Raw genomic sequence first — 18873 nt, 5'->3', positions numbered from 1 at the left:
CTTGATATATTGGGATCACGCCGCTACGACGCCTCCATTGGAGCAGGTGGTGGATACGATGTCCGAGATTATGAAGATGCATTATGCAAACCCGTCAGCCCTTCATCGCTCAGGCGAGGCTGCCGGGAAGCTTCTGAAGCGGGCACGAGAAGTGTGTGCGGCCGCGCTGCAGGTGCAGCCAAGTGAGATCGTGCTGACATCGGGGGCCACGGAAAGCAACAATATGGCGATTAAGGGCGCAGCGATGAAGTATCGCAGCAGAGGGCAGCATATCATTACGACCGGGACCGAGCATCCATCCGTATACGAATGCTGCAAGCAGCTCGAAGCTCTGGGCTGGGAGGTTACCTATTTGCCGGTGGACGCCGAAGGCGTTGTCGATCTGGCTGAACTGGCCGATGCGATACGGAAGGACACGGTGCTGGTGAGCATCATGCATGTCAACAACGAAATGGGAGCCATCTCCCCGCTTGCGGATATCGGCCGGATCGTGAAGGAACTGAATCCGCGCACGCTGCTGCACGTGGACGGCGTCCAGGGATTCGGAAAGCTTCCGGTTGAGCTGGCCGCATGGAAGGCTGATCTGTACAGCCTGTCCGCTCATAAATTCAACGGTCCCCGAGGAATGGGCCTGCTGTACGTCAAACAGGGCGTCCAGCTATTTCCAATCCTGTCGGGCGGATCGCAAGAAAGCGGCCACCGGGCCGGTACCGAAAATGTTGCCGGAGCGGTCGCGATGTCCAAGGCGATGCGCCTCGCACAGGAGGGCCAGCCTGAATTGTTTGCCCGAATGACCGAAATCAGGGATCTGATGCTTCATGAAATTCGCCAAATTCCGGGACTGGAACTGAACAGCAGCGAACGGAGCGCGCCGCATATCGTTCACTTCTCTTGTCCGGGATTGAAGCCGGAAGTAATGGTGCATGCCTTGGAGGAGCAGGGGATGCTCGTGTCGACCAAGTCGGCGTGCTCCTCCAAGCTAAGCGAGCCGAGCCGGGTACTGCTCGCCATGGGCAAGGATACGGCCCATGCTTCTTCCGGCATCCGCATCAGCCTCGGCAAGGAGCATCAGCCTGAGGATGCGGCTTCTTTGGCGCAGGCGCTCCGCATTGTGTGCGACAAGCTGCGCCCGATTATGGAAAGAGAGGGACAACGAGAATGACTTATGATATGCTGCTGCTTCGCTTCGGCGAATTTACGTTAAAAGGAAAAAACCGCAGCCGGTTCGAGAGATCGGTGCATAACCATATCAAGAGCGTGCTGCGGCCGTTCCCTAACGCGAACATCATAAAGGAATACGGAAGATTGTATGTGGAACTGAACGGGGAGTCTCCCGAGGCGCTGGCGGGTGCGTTGAAGAAGGTATTCGGCCTTGTATCGATCAGCCCCGTCCGAGTATGCCCCTCCGAGCTGGACAGCATTATCAAGACCGCTGTTGAATTTGTAGGGCAGAAGGAATTGACGAAGGAAACAACCTTTAAAGTGACCGCCAGACGGGTGTGGAAGCCGTTCCCCCACTCCTCCCAGGAGATGAACCATCTGGTCGGCTCGCCGCTGCTGCGGGTCTATCCCCAGTTGAAGGTACAGGTGAAAAATCCGGAGATCGAGCTCCGGATCGAGATCCGTCAAGAAAGAACCTATCTGTTCTATGAGGTGATCCCCGGTGTCGGCGGATTTCCTCTCGGAACGAACGGGAAAGCCATGCTGCTCTTGTCCGGCGGGATCGACAGCCCGGTAGCGGGCTGGGAGGCGATGCGGCGAGGACTTGAAATTCAGTGCGTTCATTTTTACAGCTACCCTTACACAAGCCAACTCGCCAAAGAGAAGGTTATGGAATTAACCCGGATTTTATCGGGGTATGCCGGCAGGCTGAAGCTGCATCTCGTTCCATTTACGGATGTGCAGACGTCCTTTGTCGGGATCGGGCAGGATAATCTGATTATCACCCTCATGCGCAGGGCAATGCTGAGAATAGCGACCACCCTTGCCGAGAAGGAGGGGGCGCTGGCGATTGTTACCGGCGACAGCCTGGGCCAGGTAGCGAGCCAGACGCTGGCGAGCATGAACGTCATCGGCCGGGCCACTGACCTGCCGATTCTGCGTCCGCTCGTTACATCCGATAAGAATGAGATTATCCGGACGGCGATTGATATCGGCACATATGAAACGTCCATTCTTCCCTATGAGGATTGCTGCACGCTGTTTGTTCCCAAATCCCCGACAACGAATCCGAACCTGCATGTCGTGGAGAGAGTGGAGGCTTCGTTGGAGCAGCTGGCTGCACGGATTGAGGCAGCCGTAGCCGGAACCGAAACGCTGATCATTAAACCTGACACGAACATCGGCGCAAGCTCCCCGAACGATGAGGAGCCAGTTGTTAACGAGGACTGGTTCTAGGGAGCGGGTTAGCAGATTAGGCTTCAGCAGCTTCAGCATTAGCGTCAGCAGGTTAACAGGGGGCCGCCCGCAGGCTCCAACCCGCAATATACTTAAAAAAAAGCAAGCGGCTAAGGTTTTCCTTGGCTGCTTGCTCTTTTTTACATGAAAAAGGTAAATGTCTCCCGAAGGTTAAGAACCTATTAGGATGCCTCTTATCCACAGAAGCATCAAGACATTGTTGACGATTGCCGCTGCTGCGATTTTTTCTTCAGATGGCCTGCCGTCAACACCCCAACGATAATGAGGGCGATGAACAGATACTTGATGATCTGATGGCCTTCAAAATAAGTATGGAAGTGCTTCTCGTCGGTAATCATGGACGAAGCTGTGTAGGCGAGCACGGCCGAGCCGAGGTAAATGATCCATGGAAAACGATTGATCAGTTTAATAAACAGGGTGCTGCCCCAGACCACGATCGGTACGCTGATCAACAGCCCGATCGTAACCAGCACCATATTGTGCTTGGATGCGCCCGCTACGGCGATGACGTTGTCGAGTCCCATCGCGGCATCCGCCACGATGATGGTGCGGATGGCAGAGCCCAGGCTTTTGCCTGCCTTAATATCGTTATGGTCGCTGTTATCATCGGTCAGCAGCTTGTACGCAATGCCGATCAAAAGAATGCCCCCGACCAGCAGGAGCCATGGAATATTGAGCAGCCAGACAACGAGAATGGTGGCTATAATCCGGAGCACAACCGCTCCGCCCGTTCCGTATAAAATAGCCTTCTTCTGGGTGGTCGGCGGAAGATTCCTTGCCGCGAGCCCAATGACGATGGCGTTGTCCCCGGCTAGAATGAGATCGAGAAAAACGATGTTGATAAGGGCCAGAAAAAATTCGGCGGTGGTTTCCATGCATGTCACTCCTCTTCGTATACGGTTCCACAATAACAGAAAGCCGATTCATTATATGCCTATTTTTCCGGTTGTGCAAGCATAGCCTGACCACCTGACTCATATGTGTTAGAGTGGGGGTGTGACATACATGGAAACGATGCTTCTGCTTGGACAAATTCTGATGATCAATCTCGTATTAAGCGGTGACAATGCACTGGTAATAGCCATGGCCAGCAAGGACCTTCCCGATAAGTACCGCAAACGGGCTGTATGGATCGGAACCGTTGCGGCTGTCTTGATGAGATGTGTGCTGACCCTGGCTGCGGTATTGCTGCTGAAAATCCCCTTTCTGCAGGCTGGAGGCGCACTCCTCCTCGTCTGGATTGCCTTCAAGCTGATGGCCCCTAAGACGGTCGATGATGTTTCCATATCCGCATCGCTTACGCTCTGGTCCGCGATCAACACGATACTTGTTGCCGATTTTGTGATGAGTCTGGACAATGTGCTCGCCATTGCAGGCTTGGCTAACGGCGATTTGGCATTGATCGCGATCGGCATACTGCTGAGTATTCCGATCGTGGTGTGGGGGAGCGGCCTGATTTCTTCGATGCTTCATAAGTTTCCGCTGCTCCTGTACATCGGGGCAGGGATATTGGCCTTTACCGCAGGGGAAATGCTGACGCAGGATGCGCGCGTCGGCGTGCTGCTCGCTTACTGGCTGCCTCACGGCCACAGCCTAATCCCGTTAATGCTTGCGGGGGCCGTCATCCTGATCGGCGGTCTGCAGACGATGGGGAAGCGGCATAGAGCTTAGCTCGTTTGGCGTGGCAAGGGTTGAATCGGCGTACGGAAAGCACGAATAACGATGGGTGACGGGTCCGGTAATGGACCGTCATCCATTTTTTTGTTGAAAACCGCGATTTTGGTTAATTATTTAAATGGAACAAGCTCGGGATATAGTTTTTTTTGTCGGTTTGGGCTAAAATTAACGTATCGAACGACTAATAAAACGCGCGGCTGTAATGAATCATACATATTGAAGAGAGGGTGATCAGATGTCCTCAAGAAAAGATTTGGCGCTCGGCTTGTTTATCGTCGGGGCCGGTATTGTCATATTCCTTGGCAAACTCGGCGTATTCGGCTTTTTGGGCCGGACGTTATGGCCGCTGCTCGTGCTGCTGCCGGGCATATTGCTCCATCTGCTGTATTTCGGCCGCCGGATGTCGGCAGGCATTCTTATCCCGGGCGGGATCTTAACCGTATATGGTCTGCTGTTCCTGATCTGCAATTTTGCAGGATGGGGGCTTATGTCATCCTTGTGGCCGATCTTGATTTTGGGCGTCGGGGTCGGCTTGTTTGAATATTATTGGTTTGAAATGCCGCGGCCGGGCGGAGCGCTTCCGATGGCGCTCGGATTAATCGCGCTGTCCGTGCTCATCCTCTTCTTCACATGGCTGTCGTCGGCGGCACTCTACATCATCGCGCTTCTGTTGATTGCTTCAGGCGTATGGATGATCGTGAGGCGCAATAGCTCCGGACGAAACAACAAGTGGAGCCGGGGATGGTAATATTACTGGAAGTTTTCTGAAAAGACTTGATTTCACCATTCGTTTCCCTATATTATTAGGAGTATGTTGAAGCGTCGGCATGTCGTCCGGCGCTTTCTTTGTGGCTCATTCGAACAGAAGGGATTTGAGATACATTTATGCAATCAAGAGATCAGATTCGCAACATTGCCATTATTGCTCACGTCGACCATGGCAAAACAACACTTGTAGACCAGCTGCTGAAGCAATCCGGTATTTTCCGGGAGCATGAGACGCTGCAGGAGCGCGCGATGGACTCCAACGATCTGGAGCGCGAACGCGGGATTACCATCTTGGCCAAGAACACGGCTATCACGTATAAAGATTATCTGATCAATATTGTAGATACTCCGGGACACGCCGATTTCGGCGGCGAAGTGGAACGGATCATGAAAATGGTTGACGGTGTTCTGCTCGTCGTCGATGCCTATGAAGGCTGCATGCCTCAAACCAAATTTGTGCTCGGCAAAGCGCTTGCACATAACTTGACGCCAATCGTCGTTGTGAACAAAATCGACCGTCCGGCTGCCCGTCCGGCTGAAGTTATCGATGAAGTGCTCGACCTGTTCATCGAGCTTGGCGCAAACGACGATCAACTGGATTTCCCGGTCGTTTATGCATCGGGCTTGAACGGAACCTCAAGCAAGGATCCGGACAAGCAGGATGACAATATGCTCGCCATGTACGAAACGATCATCGAGCACATTCCTTCCCCAACGGAGAAAGTGGACGAGCCGCTTCAGTTCCTCGTTACATTGATGGATTACAACGAGTACTTGGGCCGCATCGCGATTGGCCGCGTAAACCGCGGCATTATCAAGCAAGGACAATCCGTTACGGTCATCATGCGCGACGGATCCAGCAAGAACGCCCGGATCGAGAAGCTGTTCGGCTTCCAGGGCTTGAAGCGGATTGAAGTTTCGGAAGCCGGCGCAGGCGATATCGTTGCCATTGCCGGTATCAAAGACATCAACATCGGAGAGACGATCGCCGATCCTCAGCATCCGGAAGCACTGCCGGTGCTGAAAATCGATGAGCCGACGCTCCAGATGACATTCCTCGTGAACAACAGTCCTTTCGCCGGACGCGAAGGGAAATGGGTGACGTCCCGCAAGCTGCGCGACCGCTTGTTCAAAGAGCTCGAGACGGACGTCAGCTTGAGAGTGGAAGAAACCGACAGCCCGGACGCTTATATCGTCTCCGGACGCGGTGAGCTCCATCTCGGGATCCTGATCGAGAACATGCGCCGCGAAGGCTATGAGCTTCAAGTATCCAAGCCGGAGGTTATCGTCCGCGAAATCGACGGCGTCAAAATGGAGCCGATCGAGCGCTTGATGATCGACGTGCCGGAGGAAAGCATGGGTGCGGTCATGGAGAGCCTTGGAACGCGCAAGGCTGAAATGGTCAATATGGTGAATAACGGCAACGGACAGGTTCGATTGGAATTCCTGATTCCTGCCCGCGGTTTGATTGGATACCGCACGCATTTCTTGACGCTGACCCGCGGTTATGGCGTGATGAACCACGCATTTGACAGCTACGGACCTCTGGTAGGCGGTCAGGTCGGCGGACGCCACCAAGGCGTGCTCGTATCGACGGAGAACGGAACGTCGACCTTCTACGGCATGCTGTCGGTAGAAGACCGCGGAACGCTGTTCCTCGAGCCGGGAACCGAAATTTATGAAGGCATGATCGTCGGCGAGCATACCCGTGACAACGACATCGTCGTAAACATCTGCAAGGAAAAGCAGCTGACCAACGTCCGTTCCGCAACGAAGGACGACACGGTGAAGCTGAAGACACCGCGCATCTTCTCCCTGGAGCAGGCGCTTGAATATCTGAATGATGACGAATATTGCGAAATTACGCCGAAGTCTGTGCGTCTGCGGAAGAAGATCCTGAACAAGAGCGAACGCGAGCGTGCAGAAAAACATCGTAAAATGGCGCAAGCGAATCTATAATAGAGAGTAAGCTAAAGATTACTTGTCCGTAAAAGGAGTGAGCCTGTCATGCAGGAATGGTTGGCCGCGCATCCACTCATCTCGTATATTTTGATCTTTGTGATGATTACCTACGTGTACAACAAGGTGTTTCGGGTTAAGCAGAAGCTCCCCTTGCTTAAGGAGATTCTGCTCTACGTTCTGATGCTGCTCGGATCGGCGATTCTGCTCGTGTTCCAAATCGATAAGCTGCCGATCATCCAATGTCTGCTTGTAGCGGTCGCCTTGATGTTCATGGTACGGATACGCTATTTTGTGGAAGAACGCCAGAAGAAAAAGACGCAGGCGGAATCCAAATCGTAATATCGGTGTCAGCATACACGATTTTATGCTGATGATCGGCAACTTTTTGTCAGTCCCCGTCGTTTAATAAGAGAGAGAAGTAACCCATGGTCCGATGAATGCCCAGTCCTTAGGTCTGAGCGTCCATCGGACATTCATCTAATTTGAATGAAATCAGGTGCAATGATATGAATCCTAATCATACCAATCTCCCTCCAAGATCAAAAAGCGGGGGGAAGGGCAAGAAATCGTCTGCTCCAAAACGAAAAAAAAGCGGCGTGAAAACATTTTTCAAAACGATTCTGATTATTCTGCTGATCGCAATCCTATCCGCCGCAGGCTATGCAGGTTATTTGTTTTTTAAAGGCAATGAAGTTATCGAGAAAAGCGGAATCGACAAGCCGGTGCCTCCAGGGCAATCCGCCAAGGAGAAGCCGATCACGATGCTGCTTCTCGGAACGGACTACCGTCCGAAAACCGGGACTTATTTGACGGACGTTGTCATGGTGGTGTCGCTGCATCCCGAAACGAATACGGCGACGCTGGTATCGCTCCCAAGGGATACGCTCGTCGAGCTTGATGGGTATGTGCCGAACAAGCTGAACTCGTATTATCCGAAGTTCAAAGCTGCCTTCAACAAGGCCGAGAAAAAACAGCCGGGCAGCGGGATTAAGCCTGAGGATGAAATGAAGGTCATGATGAGCAAATACATGGGAGTGAACATCGATTACGTCACCGTCATCGATTTCCAGGGCTTCCGCGATATTGTGGATACCTTTGGCGGCGTTGATGTCAACGTGAAGTACAATATGTGCCACAGGGACTCCGTTGATGGCACGGATATCAACCTGAAAGCAGGCCCGCAGAAGCTGGACGGCGCTAATGCGCTGGATTATGTACGCTACCGGAAATCGATGAACTGCAACCCGAAAACCAAGGAATCCAACGATTTCGACCGCAATGCCCGTCAGAGCGAAGTGCTTCACTCCTTGCTGGACCGCATGAAGTCTTTAGGCGGGGTGGCCAAGGTCGGCAATGCGCTGGATGCGGTATCGGACAATATGATTACCGATCTGGAGCAGGATCAAATCCGCAACCTGATCGCAACATATTACGATATCAAGAAGGATGACGTTCGGTTTATGCCGGTGACCGGCGAATGGCGGAGCCCGAATGTGTATATCAGTTCGGCTGAGCTGGAGAAGGCGAAGCAAGCGCTGCAGGAGGAGCTGGCCGGCAATCATAAAGCCGGGACAGCAGGGGGAGAAGCGGAAGATACCGTCTCGCCGTGACAATTGAAGGCAAGTTTTACCGTGTGATATAATACAATGTAACAGATGGAGATCATTGTACAGGAGGCCTCATTTATGTCCTACCCAATGATGCACACGACACGCGCGCCGATCCGGTATGTTCAGGCTGCTGATGCAGCTTGGGGATTTGTGCGGTCAACTTCCATCCGTATACACTCCGCAGAAGACGACATCTGCTCCGTTTCGAAGTTCGTTCCGCCGCACGGGTCGGAATTGGATCTCGAAACGGGCGGATTTTCGCTGCCATTTCTTGAATACGCCGGCCGTTGCTCTCAACCAGCAGTTTTGCTGAATAAGGGAAAGCTATGGCCATGTAAAAAGCCCAGTGGAATTTCACTGGGCTTTTTTGTATGAAAAATGTGGAGTCTTGACGGACAAACACGGATCTTCGTCCGAAGCCCGAATCGATTGCCGTCATGAAATGTCTATCTGCTGCGGTTGGTGTTTTGCGGTGCATTCCCTTGAGGACTGTTCGGCTGTACCGTCCGTCCTCCGTGATCTTGCGCGTTTCCGTTTCTAGGCGTGACATCTTTGGGCAGCTGCGGAATGATGCGGCCGACGATATCGGCAAGCTCGCTGGCCAGTCCGGCTATCGGGTGGCCCTCCTGGATATGCCGGCCAAGCTCGGCAATGCGGTTTGTAACGTCCAAATCGGCTGTTACGAGCGCGTTGGCCCCGGCAGGATCCTTCTGTAAAGCTTCGGCGACCGTGTATTTGATGGTGCCTACTTCAGCACGGTCGAGATTTCCATCAACATTAAGTCCCACAACGGCCGTATTGCCCATGACCACACAGTTGGCGTTCTTGACGCCTGGTACACTTTCGGCCAACGATTTCAAATGATTGGCGGTAGACGTATCCACCTGCGCATTACCTTGGGTATTGTCAGCCGCGTCCCCCCTGTTCGTGATACCCGGGCCCCAACCATCGACATTGTCGGTGGCAAGGCCTCTGTTACCATTCAAGCTTTGGGCTGTCGTGTTGTTCGTCTGCCCATTCGTTTGATTACGAGGAGAGGGTGATGCATTGTTATTGGCAGTCCCGCAGCCTGCGAGAAGCAACATCGTCAGCACTAGGGATAGAGCAGCTTTCATATGAATCTGTCCTTTCGTCGTAAATTTCATTCGATTACTCCAGAGGCTAAGCTTATTATGTCCGGGACGATATGGTTTAATGTGTACCTGATGATGAAGAAGCAGTGGAGGGATAAGATGAGTAAAATATTTGTGCTGGATACGAACGTACTGCTGCATGATCCTCAATCCATTTATGCTTTTGAGGAGCATGAGGTCATCATTCCTGCGGTGGTTCTTGAGGAGATCGATTCTAAGAAGCGTAATGCCGATGAAATCGGCCGAAATGCCCGCACCGTTTCCCGGCTGCTGGATGGTTTACGGGAACGTGGACACCTCCATGACGGGGTGCTTCTGGAAAATGGCGGGACACTGAAGGTCGAGCTGAATCATCGCAGCTTCGTCAAGGTACAGGAACTGTTTAGTGAGGCTACCAACGACAATCGAATTTTGGCTGTCGCGTTAAATTATAAATTGGAGGAGGAACCGAAGGAGGACGGCAAAGCTGTCGTGCTCGTCAGCAAGGACGTACTGGTCCGGATCAAGGCGGATGTGCTTGGATTAACGACGCAAGACTACCTGTCCGACCGGACGGCCGATCCGAGCGAATTGTTTCCCGGTTATTCGACGATCAAGGTACACCCGTCGGTGATCGACGAGTTTTACAGCTACCGCTATCTTCCGATCAAACCGCTGCAGCTGCCTTATCTGTTGTATCCGCACGAATTCGTCATTTTGAAGGATGAGATGGGCTCGGCCAAGTCGGCATTGCTTCGCGTCAATGAGGATGCGACCCGGCTTGAGCCGCTGCACTTAAGCAATGAGCCGGTGTGGGGAATAAGCGCCCGGAACGCCCAGCAGCGAATGGCGATCGAGCTGCTGCTGAACGACGATATTCCGCTCGTGACGATCACGGGGAAGGCGGGAACGGGGAAAACATTGCTGGCGCTCGCTGCCGGTCTGTCCAAAGTCGAGGATGAGCACCGATACAAGAAGCTGCTCATTGCCCGGCCGGTCGTTCCGATGGGGAAGGATATCGGTTATTTGCCCGGCGAGAAGGAGGATAAGCTGAGACCATGGATGCAGCCGATTTATGATAATCTGGAATTTTTATTCGACACCAAGAAATCGGGCGATATCGATAAAATACTGATGGGGCTCGGCAGTATTCAGGTCGAGGCGCTGACTTACATTCGCGGCCGCTCCATTCCGGGCCAATTCATTATCGTGGATGAAGCGCAAAACTTATCGCGGCACGAAGTCAAGACGATTGTGTCAAGGGCCGGAGAAGGAAGCAAAGTCATTCTTATGGGAGATCCGGAGCAGATCGATCATCCGTATCTGGATGCAGTGAGCAATGGCCTGACCTATGTGGTAGAGCGGTTTAAGCAGGAGCGTCTGAGCGGTCATATCACATTAACGAAGGGAGAGCGCTCCAAGCTGGCTCAGCTGGCTGCAGATTTGCTTTAAAGCTGGTATTTCCCGAGAAATAAAGAAAGAGTACAAACGATATTTCGGATGATAAAAGGGGCGGTTCGGAAGATACTTATATTTCCGGACCGTCTTTTCTGATATATTTCGGAGCATTGGGCTGCAATAGAGATCCTTCGCATTCGCTGCTACTGCCTGAGTGCCTGCCGCTAAGGTACCCGAGGGAGGAGCCACTCAAAGCGTTCCGGATTCACTTGACAAGATTCTATACAGCTGCGCAGGTTATGTTTCGTATAGTTCTATCTGTCTGTTCTTTCAAACCGATGGTATAATCTATAAATGAGATAGGACAAGAGGACTAGAGGTTTGGTAAAATAAGGGCAAGCGGCTTAAAGGAGTGAAGCGGGATATGAAACGGAAAAAATATTGGTTCCTCTTTGCGGTCTTATTATTGTCTTTATCCAGTTTATCTCCCAGTTTCGACTTCACTCATTATACCAAACGTGAGCCGCCCGGAGATGAGCCGGTTCCGCCCGAACAGCGTCCGGAAACGCCGGAGGCTGACCAGGGCCCGATTCAGGTCGGGGTTCAGTTAAGCGGCGCCGAGCTGAGGAAGCTGAATGAACTGAATGAGCAGTTTATGCGAGAATACGGCGCCGAGGTTAAGATTGTTCCTCTGGAATCGGATGATCCGGACGGAGAGGAATCCCTGGATGCCTTTATGAAGCAGTTAAGCCTGGGAGAAGGGCCGGATATCCTTTTGACCGATTCACATGATATAAAAGCGCTTGCAGTGAATGGTTATTTGCTCCCGGTCGATGCCTCCCAAGCGGTTGTGCCGGACGGCGAGGCATTGAGCGGCCTGCTCACGCCCCTGCAGTGGAACGGATACCAATGGGGCCTGCCTTTCGACATCGACCCCTACGTCATGGTCTGGAACGGGCACGGGAAGGACGGATCCTCCGGGGAGTTTCCCCGAAGCCGGAAGGAATGGAAACAATATTTCGGCGTACATACATCCGGTGCGGTGCTATCCTTTGACTTAGGGGATCCCTATGCCTTTGCAGCCGCCATACACCTAATGGAAGGAGATCCGTCCAAGCCTGATCGGGAAGCCCTGGACTTGCTCCTTCGGGGCGTCAGACCGGCTTCGGAGATCACGAGCGACGAGCAGCAGGAGCCCGGGGAAGGATCAGAACCAAGCAAGGAGCCGGGGAGCCTTAAGATCGGGCCATATTCAGGCTTTGCCGGTCAGGATATTGACGGTCGGTCGCTTGCCTTGGCTATGGGGAACGATCGCCCCAAGTCGCCTGTCGTGCGAACGCGATGTCTTGCCGTCGCGGCACAGACGGAATCTTCCGCGCTCGCCATGAAATGGATAACCTATATGACGGGGAAAGAGCAGCAGCGCGAATGGAGCAAGTCGGCGGGGACGCTGCCTGTATTGTCGGAGCTTTACGTGACCAGCAGCCACTTGCTTCATGATCAAGGTATCTGGCAAAAGACGGCCGTACCGGTTCAACTGCTGCTTGCCGAGAACGAAGCTTCGGTGCTCGATTTTGGAGCGTCAGGAAGCTTCCAGACTTATGCCGAAGCGGCCCGGAACCTGCTGAGCGGCGAAATAACCATAGAGAAGTACCTAGAGCTGCATCCTCCTGAGTCACAATAGAACGCGATTAGAATTCGCACGTCAAACAGCTGCCCAAACGTTGATTGTGAACGTTTGGGCAGCTGTTTTGGTTGTTCAACCTATGTAGTCGATAAATAGAGGCAGCGATCTAATGTCAGTTAATCCGTACAAGCATTATCGATGATAGCGGCGGGGGTTGGTACTGTCCATGCTGTGCTTAATTGCAGTGGTCTACTTCAGATAAAACATGCTTATAAATCCAGCTCCATTGTGACCATAAGCCTCTGATTGGCGCTGGAAACCTCCGTTGCTTTCAGAAAGGACACCAGCTGCTTCGGATAGAAATTCATGTCGAATTCCTCCTGAAGCGCTTGGCGCGTCGTGTCGGGAAGCTCGATCCGGTTGAATACAAGCTTGTCGACCTGGAACATAATCGCGTTCTGCGGATCATCGACAACCGTGTACCGGCCTTCGATCAGGAGCGATAAATTGCCGCTTTCTCCGGATGCAATGACCTTGCCGTCGTTGAAATGAAAGGCGAACGAGTTGAAGAGCTCATCCTCGGATCGAAGGAAAGCATTGAGCTCATCCTCATGAATGTTGATCGTATACACTTTCCCATTTGTCTTCAAAATGTTCTTGCTGCCCTGAACGAAATCCGGAAGATTTTCCATTGCGTTTGCCAGGGCCCGGAAATGGCGCTTCACCTCGTAGAGGCCGACGTTCTCCCAATATAAAGTAAACTCCTCAATCAGCTTTTTCATCGCTTCCGGGTTGCTGCTGGCCGATACGGCGCTGTCGACCTGCTTCTCCAGCGCAAGCACTCGTTCCCGCTGCCTGACCAGATTATCCTTGACTTCAACAAGCGCAGCTGCATTCCGGGCAGCCTCAGCCTTGGAGGAGGCAAGCTCCTGGTATTGGCGGTTGTAGGCCGTTAATACGTCCCGGTCATTTTGAATGATCAAATCGTAAAAGTCCAGCACGCGGAAAAAGCCGGCCAAGCTTTTAGCGGATAACAGCATGTAATATAACTGCTCGCGCTCGCCCATGTAATAGGAGCGCAGCACAGCTCCGGCGCGTTCCCGGCGGTCACGAATCGTCAGCTCCAATTCACCGATTTTCCCCTGGAGCTCGTCCTGCAATGCTTCAAGCTCCATAATCCGGCTCGAAATCCGGGAAATCTCCTCATCGATCTCGACAATGGACAGACTATCCTGCAAGATCCGGCGCGCCTCTTCGGAGTCCGGCATGAGGGGGCCGGCATCCTGCTCGGAGTATACCGCAGGAGTAAACATGAAACAGAACAACAGAAGCATCGTAAGCATGAACGGGAGGATCGGCGTTTTTAATCGTTCAATCAACAGGAGTCCTCCTTGAATGGTTGTTTAGACGAAAGGAATCCATCCGCTGTCCCTTCATTGTTAACCAATATATGATGATGACACTATAAATATCAACCTTTTGGAGCTGAAAAAAAACGACCCGCAGCCAAATGCTCCGGATCGCTTTTTCTTTGAAGATACTGTTCACGAATCGCAAGGAAATCATCCGCGCCCGGCTATAGCCTAGCCGGGTTGTCCAAGCTAAAAGCGCCAGCGGGAGCGGATATTCGCCTGCTTGGTTTGTTGGCATTCATTAGAGCGGCTTGCCCATAACGAAGACCGTCCAGTAGCTGAAGCCTGTGAAGGTCACGATCATATAAGCCCAGAAGAGAAGAATATAGGTTCTCTCCGTGAATTTCAAATATCCCAGGATCACGAAAAATGCGGTCTGCAGGAAGAACAGCAGAGCCATTTCAATAAGATCACCGGCGAAGGCCATTAACCCGATCGTTAGGGTAAAAAAGCCCAGCACTCGAAACATCCGTGCCACGATATATCCTCCTCTCGTATGTACGCACATAATGCCGCTATTCCCATTATAGCGTTACGGGAAAATGGTGTAAACGCCTAACTCAAGAAAAACCTGCTTTTATTTTTATTATGTGCAAAGAAGGTTCCGAAATAATCAGGAAGTTTTTCTGGCGTTTCGGACCAATTCCCCGTATAAGCGTATGATCTGTAATCAAAATGGAAATACATTTTAGTATCAAATAGATTCTATGAACTCTATGAGAGGCATAGGAATTAATTAAGCAGTTTTTATACCCTATTCAGCAGCCGATTTACGGTATTGAAGACGGTTATTTTAGGATGTCGTTAGGAGGGTTTTATGGTATGTCAGCAGTAAGACAGGATGCATGGAGCGCAGAGGATGATCTGATTTTAGCGGAGGTGACCCTGCGCCATATTCGGGAGGGCAGCACCCAATTGGCCGCCTTTGAGGAAGTGGGAGAGCGGATCGGCCGCACTTCGGCCGCCTGCGGATTTCGATGGAACAGCTGCGTGCGCAAAAAATACGAGGAAGCGATCAGCTTGGCGAAATCCCAGCGTCAAAAGAGAAGTTATTATAAAAAGCAGTCGTCGCTTAGCGGCCCGCAGGTTGCAGGCGTGGCTGCCCAGGAACTGGAACAGGATGCTTATAAAAATGACGGGGCCACGGAAGAAACGCTGTCCATTGATGCCGTCATCCGTTTCCTTCGTCAATGGAAGGGCGGATTGCAGGAAAGCTCACGCCAGTATAAGCTGCTGGAGAAAACGCTGCGCGAGAAAGAGGAAGAGCTTGCAAGACTACGCAGCGAGAATGAGCGTCTCCTGAAGGAAGTCAGCGAAGTGAAAACCGATTACCATGTCGTCAATGATGACTATAAGGCGCTGATCCAGATCATGGACCGTGCGCGAAGATTGGCCTTTCTGAATGAAGAAGACGAGGAGCTCAAGACCCGCTTCAAAATGGACGCCAACGGAAATCTGGAACGAATCGAATAGAAACAGGCTAGACATTCGATGCTAGCAGCCGTAACCCGCATTAGTGCATTTCATGCGCTTTGGCGGGTTATTTGTGCGTATATGAAATCTTTCTGATATATACTAGAGCTAGTACAGCATTTTGTTATTTCTAGCGATGGCGGAGGTAAGCATGAACATACATATTTTGGGTGCCGGTTCCTTGGGCTTGCTATATGCCGCGAAGCTTGCGGCAGCAGGAAATGACGTTACATTATGGTGCCGCAGCGTTCAACAGGCGGAGAAAATCGGGACAGAAGGGATTTCGCTTGAACATACGGCCGGCGAACGGACCGTGGTCCAGCCGGACCGGATCGAGGCATATCCGCTGTCTGCCTTCTCGGCTCGGGGCGGGGCGGAGGAAGCAGATTATCTATTTCTAATGCTGAAACAGCAAGGAATCGAGGAGACGGCGAAGCAAGTTTTCCTCCCGTACGGGGATGCGAAGCGCAGGTTAGTTTGCTTCCAAAACGGAACAGGCCATATAGAGCTTCTTAATCGCTTCCTGCCGGCCTGGGAGCTTTACGCAGCGATAACGACGGAGGGCGCCAAGCGTAACGGAGCGGCATCGGTGCTTCATGCAGGACACGGAACGACGACGATCGGGAAGCTGCCCCAAGCTGAGGGGTCCAGCGGTCTGGAGCAGGAGGACGAATCCGAAATCGAGCTGGTGAGACAGCTTAACCGTGCAGGATTTGAGTCGTTTTTGTCGAAAGAAATGGAAGAGATGATCTATCGGAAGCTGCTCATGAATGCTGTCATCAATCCGCTGACGGCGTTGTGGCGGGTTCGAAACGGAGAGCTGCTTGCCTCACCGCAGCGGGTGGCGATCATGAGGGCGCTTTACGATGAAGGAAAGGCCGTATATATGGCAGGCAATATCCCGTTTGGGAGCCATCTATGGGAGCAAATCGAGCAAGTCTGCCGGTCTACCTCGGATAACACCTCCTCGATGCTGAAGGATGTGCTTGAGGGGCGCACAACGGAAGCGGCCTGGATTAACGGAAGTATCGTCCGCATGGGCAGAAGGTATAGAGTAGCTACACCACACCACGAGCTCATTTTACAGCTTATTGAGGGGATGACTATATAGGAGGTACGTTGGCATGGGTTTCTTGAATAATCTGTTCTTTTGGTTGAGTGTAATTCCGTTCATTCCGTTCTTCTTGGTGTACTTCATCGTCATTCGAAAGGGAAACAGCCGTAAGCAGGCGATTGAGCTTGCTATGGACGTGACGACCTTCTTTTTAATCTTCTCGGTATCGGCCTTATTTAACATTACCTTCCAGTCAAAATTCGGTTTTTATCTCATCTTACTGCTGCTGCTCATCGGGGCAGGGCTGATCGGAAGTGCACAAAACCGCTGGAAGGGCCGGGTTAATGGGAAAAGACTCGTCAGGGCGGTATGGCGGCTGGGGTTTGTCGGATTAAGCGCAGGGTACTTACTTTTTACATTTTTTGGACTATTAACATACATAATTAAGGTTACATAGGGACAACTTAATCGTTAAGATAACACTTGGGGAATCTGCCAGATCTAGGATCAGGCAGATTTTTCAATTTTCTGATTTATGGATTTTTTTGACCACTGGTTGTATAATCGATAAGCATATACCTAATTTTATGAGGGGGATAACGCAAGATGAAGAAACACAAGAAACTGCTGCTTCTCATGACACTGATTCTTGCCTTCAGTTCAGTGTTGGCCGCATGCGGAGCTGACAAGAATGATCAAAGTGCCAACAGCGGAACAGGGAACAAGCCGAAAGAACAAGTCTTTCGCATGAACCTTGCCTCCGACCCTCCGACATTGGATCCAGGATTGTCCCAGGACAATACATCGAATACGGTAATCAACGCTGTGTTTGAAGGTCTGGTTCGCAAAGGTGCCGACGGCACGGAAGAACCTGGCGTAGCGGAAAAATGGGACATCTCCGAAGATGGCCTCAAATATGTGTTCACCCTTCGCAAGGACGCCAAATGGAGCAACGGCGATCCGGTAACGGCCAAGGATTTCGAATTCGCGTGGAAGCGCGTGCTCGACCCTAACTTTACTCCCGCATCCCCTTACGCTTACCAGCTGTACTACATCAAGAATGCTGAAGCGTACAACAAAGGAGATTTGAAAGACGTTAACGAAGTCGGTGTAAAAGCAACCGATGACTACACGCTGGAAGTGACGCTGGAAAACCCGACGCCATACTTCCTGAGCCTTATGTCGTTCCAAACGTATTTCCCGGTTCATAAATCCGTTGAAGGCAACGCTTCTTGGGCAACGAAACCGGATACGTTGATCGGCAATGGTCCGTTCAAAGTTTCACAAATGACGAAAGGCCAAAAGATCGAGCTTGTGAAGAACGACCAGTATTGGGATAAAGATTCCATCAAGCTTGAGAAAGTACAAATGAGCATCGTTAACAGCTCTGCGACCGAGCTTGCCAGCTATCGTAACGACGAGCTGGATTATGCCGGACATCCGACAGGAAACATTCCGACGGACCAGCTGAACGCGGTGAAGAAAGAGCTTGGCGATGAGCTCGTGATCAAGGGGATCGCCTCGACGTACTTCTATATCTTTAATACAACGGAAGAACCGTTTGATAACGTAAACATCCGAAAAGCATTTTCGATGGCAATCGACCGCAAGGCGATCGTAGAGAAAATTACGCAAGGCGGACAGCTCCCGGCTTACGGCTTCGTTCCTCCGGGCATCAAAGGCGAGAAGGATGAATACCGTAAAGAAGTTCCTGACAACTACTTCAATGAGAATCTGGAAGAAGCGAAGAAGCTGCTCGAGCAAGGCATGAAGGAAAAAGGCTATACGACGCTGCCAGAGGTTACGCTGATCCATAACTCCGATGACAACCACAAGAAAATTGCGCTGGCCATCGCGGATATGTGGAAGAACAACCTTGGCGTAACGGTTAAGGTACAAAACCAAGAGTGGGGCGTATTCTTGAAGAACCGTACGGATCTCAACTACCAAGTCGCACGTTCCGGATGGGGAGCCGACTACAATGACCCGATGACCTATATCGACATGTGGACATCGACCGGCGGCAACAACGATACCGGCTTCAAGAGCGAAGAGTATGACAAGCTTGTCAAGGAAGCCTATGCGACCAGCGACAATGCGAAGCGCATGGAATTGATGTCTCAAGCGGAGAAGATTCTCGTTCAGGACAACCAGGTTGTTATGCCGATCTACTACTACTCCAGCGTTTCCCTGGTTAAACCTTGGGTGAAGAACCTCCATCTTGATTATAAAGGCGATATCGATTTCACACGTGCGTATATCGAGTAGTCTTCTGTAATTCCTTTATAAAAGGTTGCAGTTCGGGATATATATGTGGGGCTTCTTACACCTCATATATATCCCGATTTTTTTGTATGAGCGC

Annotated in this window: 17 protein-coding genes; 13 read left to right on the top strand and 4 right to left on the bottom strand. The window is 51.7% G+C overall.

The features are described from left to right. Window position 1 precedes the first annotated feature (1 nt). Together BBD41_RS06055 and thiI are read left to right on the top strand one after the other, a co-directional pair. Window positions 2–1162: a cysteine desulfurase family protein gene (locus tag BBD41_RS06055; RefSeq protein WP_099477002.1), complete on the top strand. Its 1161-nt coding sequence runs from the start codon at window positions 2–4 to the stop codon at window positions 1160–1162. Then, window positions 1159–2397: a tRNA uracil 4-sulfurtransferase ThiI gene (gene thiI, locus BBD41_RS06050; RefSeq protein WP_099477001.1), complete on the top strand. Its 1239-nt coding sequence runs from the start codon at window positions 1159–1161 to the stop codon at window positions 2395–2397. The genes BBD41_RS06055 and thiI overlap by 4 nt, the downstream gene beginning before the upstream one ends. 209 nt (window positions 2398–2606) lie before the next feature. On the opposite strand, the gene BBD41_RS06045 is transcribed toward thiI, so the two are convergent. After that, complete coding sequence (locus BBD41_RS06045) at window positions 2607–3293, bottom strand: TerC family protein (protein WP_077564988.1); 687 nt, start codon at window positions 3291–3293, stop codon at window positions 2607–2609. A gap of 130 nt (window positions 3294–3423) precedes the next feature. On the opposite strand from BBD41_RS06045, the gene BBD41_RS06040 reads away from it, so the two are divergent. From BBD41_RS06040 to BBD41_RS06020, 5 genes are all read left to right on the top strand, one after another. Beyond that, window positions 3424–4089, top strand: coding sequence for a TerC family protein (locus BBD41_RS06040; RefSeq protein ID WP_099477000.1), 666 nt, complete (start codon window positions 3424–3426; stop codon window positions 4087–4089). Between the two features lie 241 nt (window positions 4090–4330). After that, window positions 4331–4843: a hypothetical protein gene (locus BBD41_RS06035; RefSeq protein WP_099476999.1), complete on the top strand. Its 513-nt coding sequence runs from the start codon at window positions 4331–4333 to the stop codon at window positions 4841–4843. Window positions 4844–4980: 137 nt separating this feature from the next. Continuing rightward, on the top strand, window positions 4981–6822 hold the full coding sequence (typA, locus tag BBD41_RS06030) for a translational GTPase TypA (RefSeq protein ID WP_077564994.1): 1842 nt from the start codon (window positions 4981–4983) through the stop codon (window positions 6820–6822). A 48-nt stretch (window positions 6823–6870) separates the two neighbouring features. Further along, entirely contained in the window at window positions 6871–7164 is a 294-nt protein-coding gene (locus BBD41_RS06025) for a YlaH-like family protein (RefSeq protein ID WP_077564996.1), read from the top strand. A 167-nt stretch (window positions 7165–7331) separates the two neighbouring features. Next, window positions 7332–8435, top strand: a complete 1104-nt coding sequence (locus BBD41_RS06020; RefSeq protein ID WP_099476998.1) for an LCP family protein — start codon at window positions 7332–7334, stop codon at window positions 8433–8435. A 446-nt stretch (window positions 8436–8881) separates the two neighbouring features. Here BBD41_RS06020 and BBD41_RS06010 read toward each other — a convergent pair whose 3' ends face one another. Next, window positions 8882–9550, bottom strand: a complete 669-nt coding sequence (locus BBD41_RS06010) for a YhcN/YlaJ family sporulation lipoprotein (RefSeq protein ID WP_099480481.1) — start codon at window positions 9548–9550, stop codon at window positions 8882–8884. Between the two features lie 117 nt (window positions 9551–9667). On the opposite strand from BBD41_RS06010, the gene BBD41_RS06005 reads away from it, so the two are divergent. Both BBD41_RS06005 and BBD41_RS06000 read left to right on the top strand, forming a co-directional pair. Continuing rightward, window positions 9668–10999, top strand: a complete 1332-nt coding sequence (locus BBD41_RS06005) for a PhoH family protein (protein WP_040738501.1) — start codon at window positions 9668–9670, stop codon at window positions 10997–10999. A 370-nt stretch (window positions 11000–11369) separates the two neighbouring features. Beyond that, window positions 11370–12629, top strand: coding sequence for an extracellular solute-binding protein (locus tag BBD41_RS06000; RefSeq protein WP_077565002.1), 1260 nt, complete (start codon window positions 11370–11372; stop codon window positions 12627–12629). A 212-nt stretch (window positions 12630–12841) separates the two neighbouring features. Here BBD41_RS06000 and BBD41_RS05995 read toward each other — a convergent pair whose 3' ends face one another. Both BBD41_RS05995 and BBD41_RS05990 read right to left on the bottom strand, forming a co-directional pair. Continuing rightward, window positions 12842–13951 carry a coiled-coil domain-containing protein gene (locus tag BBD41_RS05995; RefSeq protein WP_099476996.1) on the bottom strand — a complete coding sequence of 370 codons (1110 nt, stop codon included), beginning with the start codon at window positions 13949–13951 and terminating at the stop codon, window positions 12842–12844. A 274-nt stretch (window positions 13952–14225) separates the two neighbouring features. Continuing rightward, window positions 14226–14462, bottom strand: a complete 237-nt coding sequence (locus BBD41_RS05990) for a DUF2626 domain-containing protein (RefSeq protein ID WP_007129447.1) — start codon at window positions 14460–14462, stop codon at window positions 14226–14228. Window positions 14463–14806: 344 nt separating this feature from the next. On the opposite strand from BBD41_RS05990, the gene BBD41_RS05985 reads away from it, so the two are divergent. The 4 genes from BBD41_RS05985 to BBD41_RS05970 all read left to right on the top strand — a co-directional run bounded on the left by BBD41_RS05985 (window position 14807) and on the right by BBD41_RS05970 (window position 18779). Beyond that, a complete protein-coding gene (locus BBD41_RS05985) occupies window positions 14807–15457 on the top strand; it encodes an RsfA family transcriptional regulator (RefSeq protein WP_099476995.1) in 651 nt (216 codons plus the stop codon). A 151-nt stretch (window positions 15458–15608) separates the two neighbouring features. Continuing rightward, entirely contained in the window at window positions 15609–16568 is a 960-nt protein-coding gene (locus BBD41_RS05980; RefSeq protein ID WP_099476994.1) for a ketopantoate reductase family protein, read from the top strand. Window positions 16569–16581: 13 nt separating this feature from the next. Continuing rightward, on the top strand, window positions 16582–16968 hold the full coding sequence (locus BBD41_RS05975) for a DUF3397 domain-containing protein (protein WP_077565008.1): 387 nt from the start codon (window positions 16582–16584) through the stop codon (window positions 16966–16968). Between the two features lie 149 nt (window positions 16969–17117). After that, window positions 17118–18779 (top strand): peptide ABC transporter substrate-binding protein, encoded by a 1662-nt coding sequence (locus tag BBD41_RS05970; RefSeq protein ID WP_077565010.1) that lies wholly within the window; start codon window positions 17118–17120, stop codon window positions 18777–18779. The last annotated feature ends 94 nt before the right edge of the window (window positions 18780–18873 follow it).

This window comes from Paenibacillus ihbetae, assembly GCF_002741055.1.
GTDB lineage: Bacteria > Bacillota > Bacilli > Paenibacillales > Paenibacillaceae > Paenibacillus_AQ > Paenibacillus_AQ ihbetae.
Note: the sequence above shows the minus strand (reverse complement) of the source record. Positions and strands in the feature narration are given on the sequence as shown.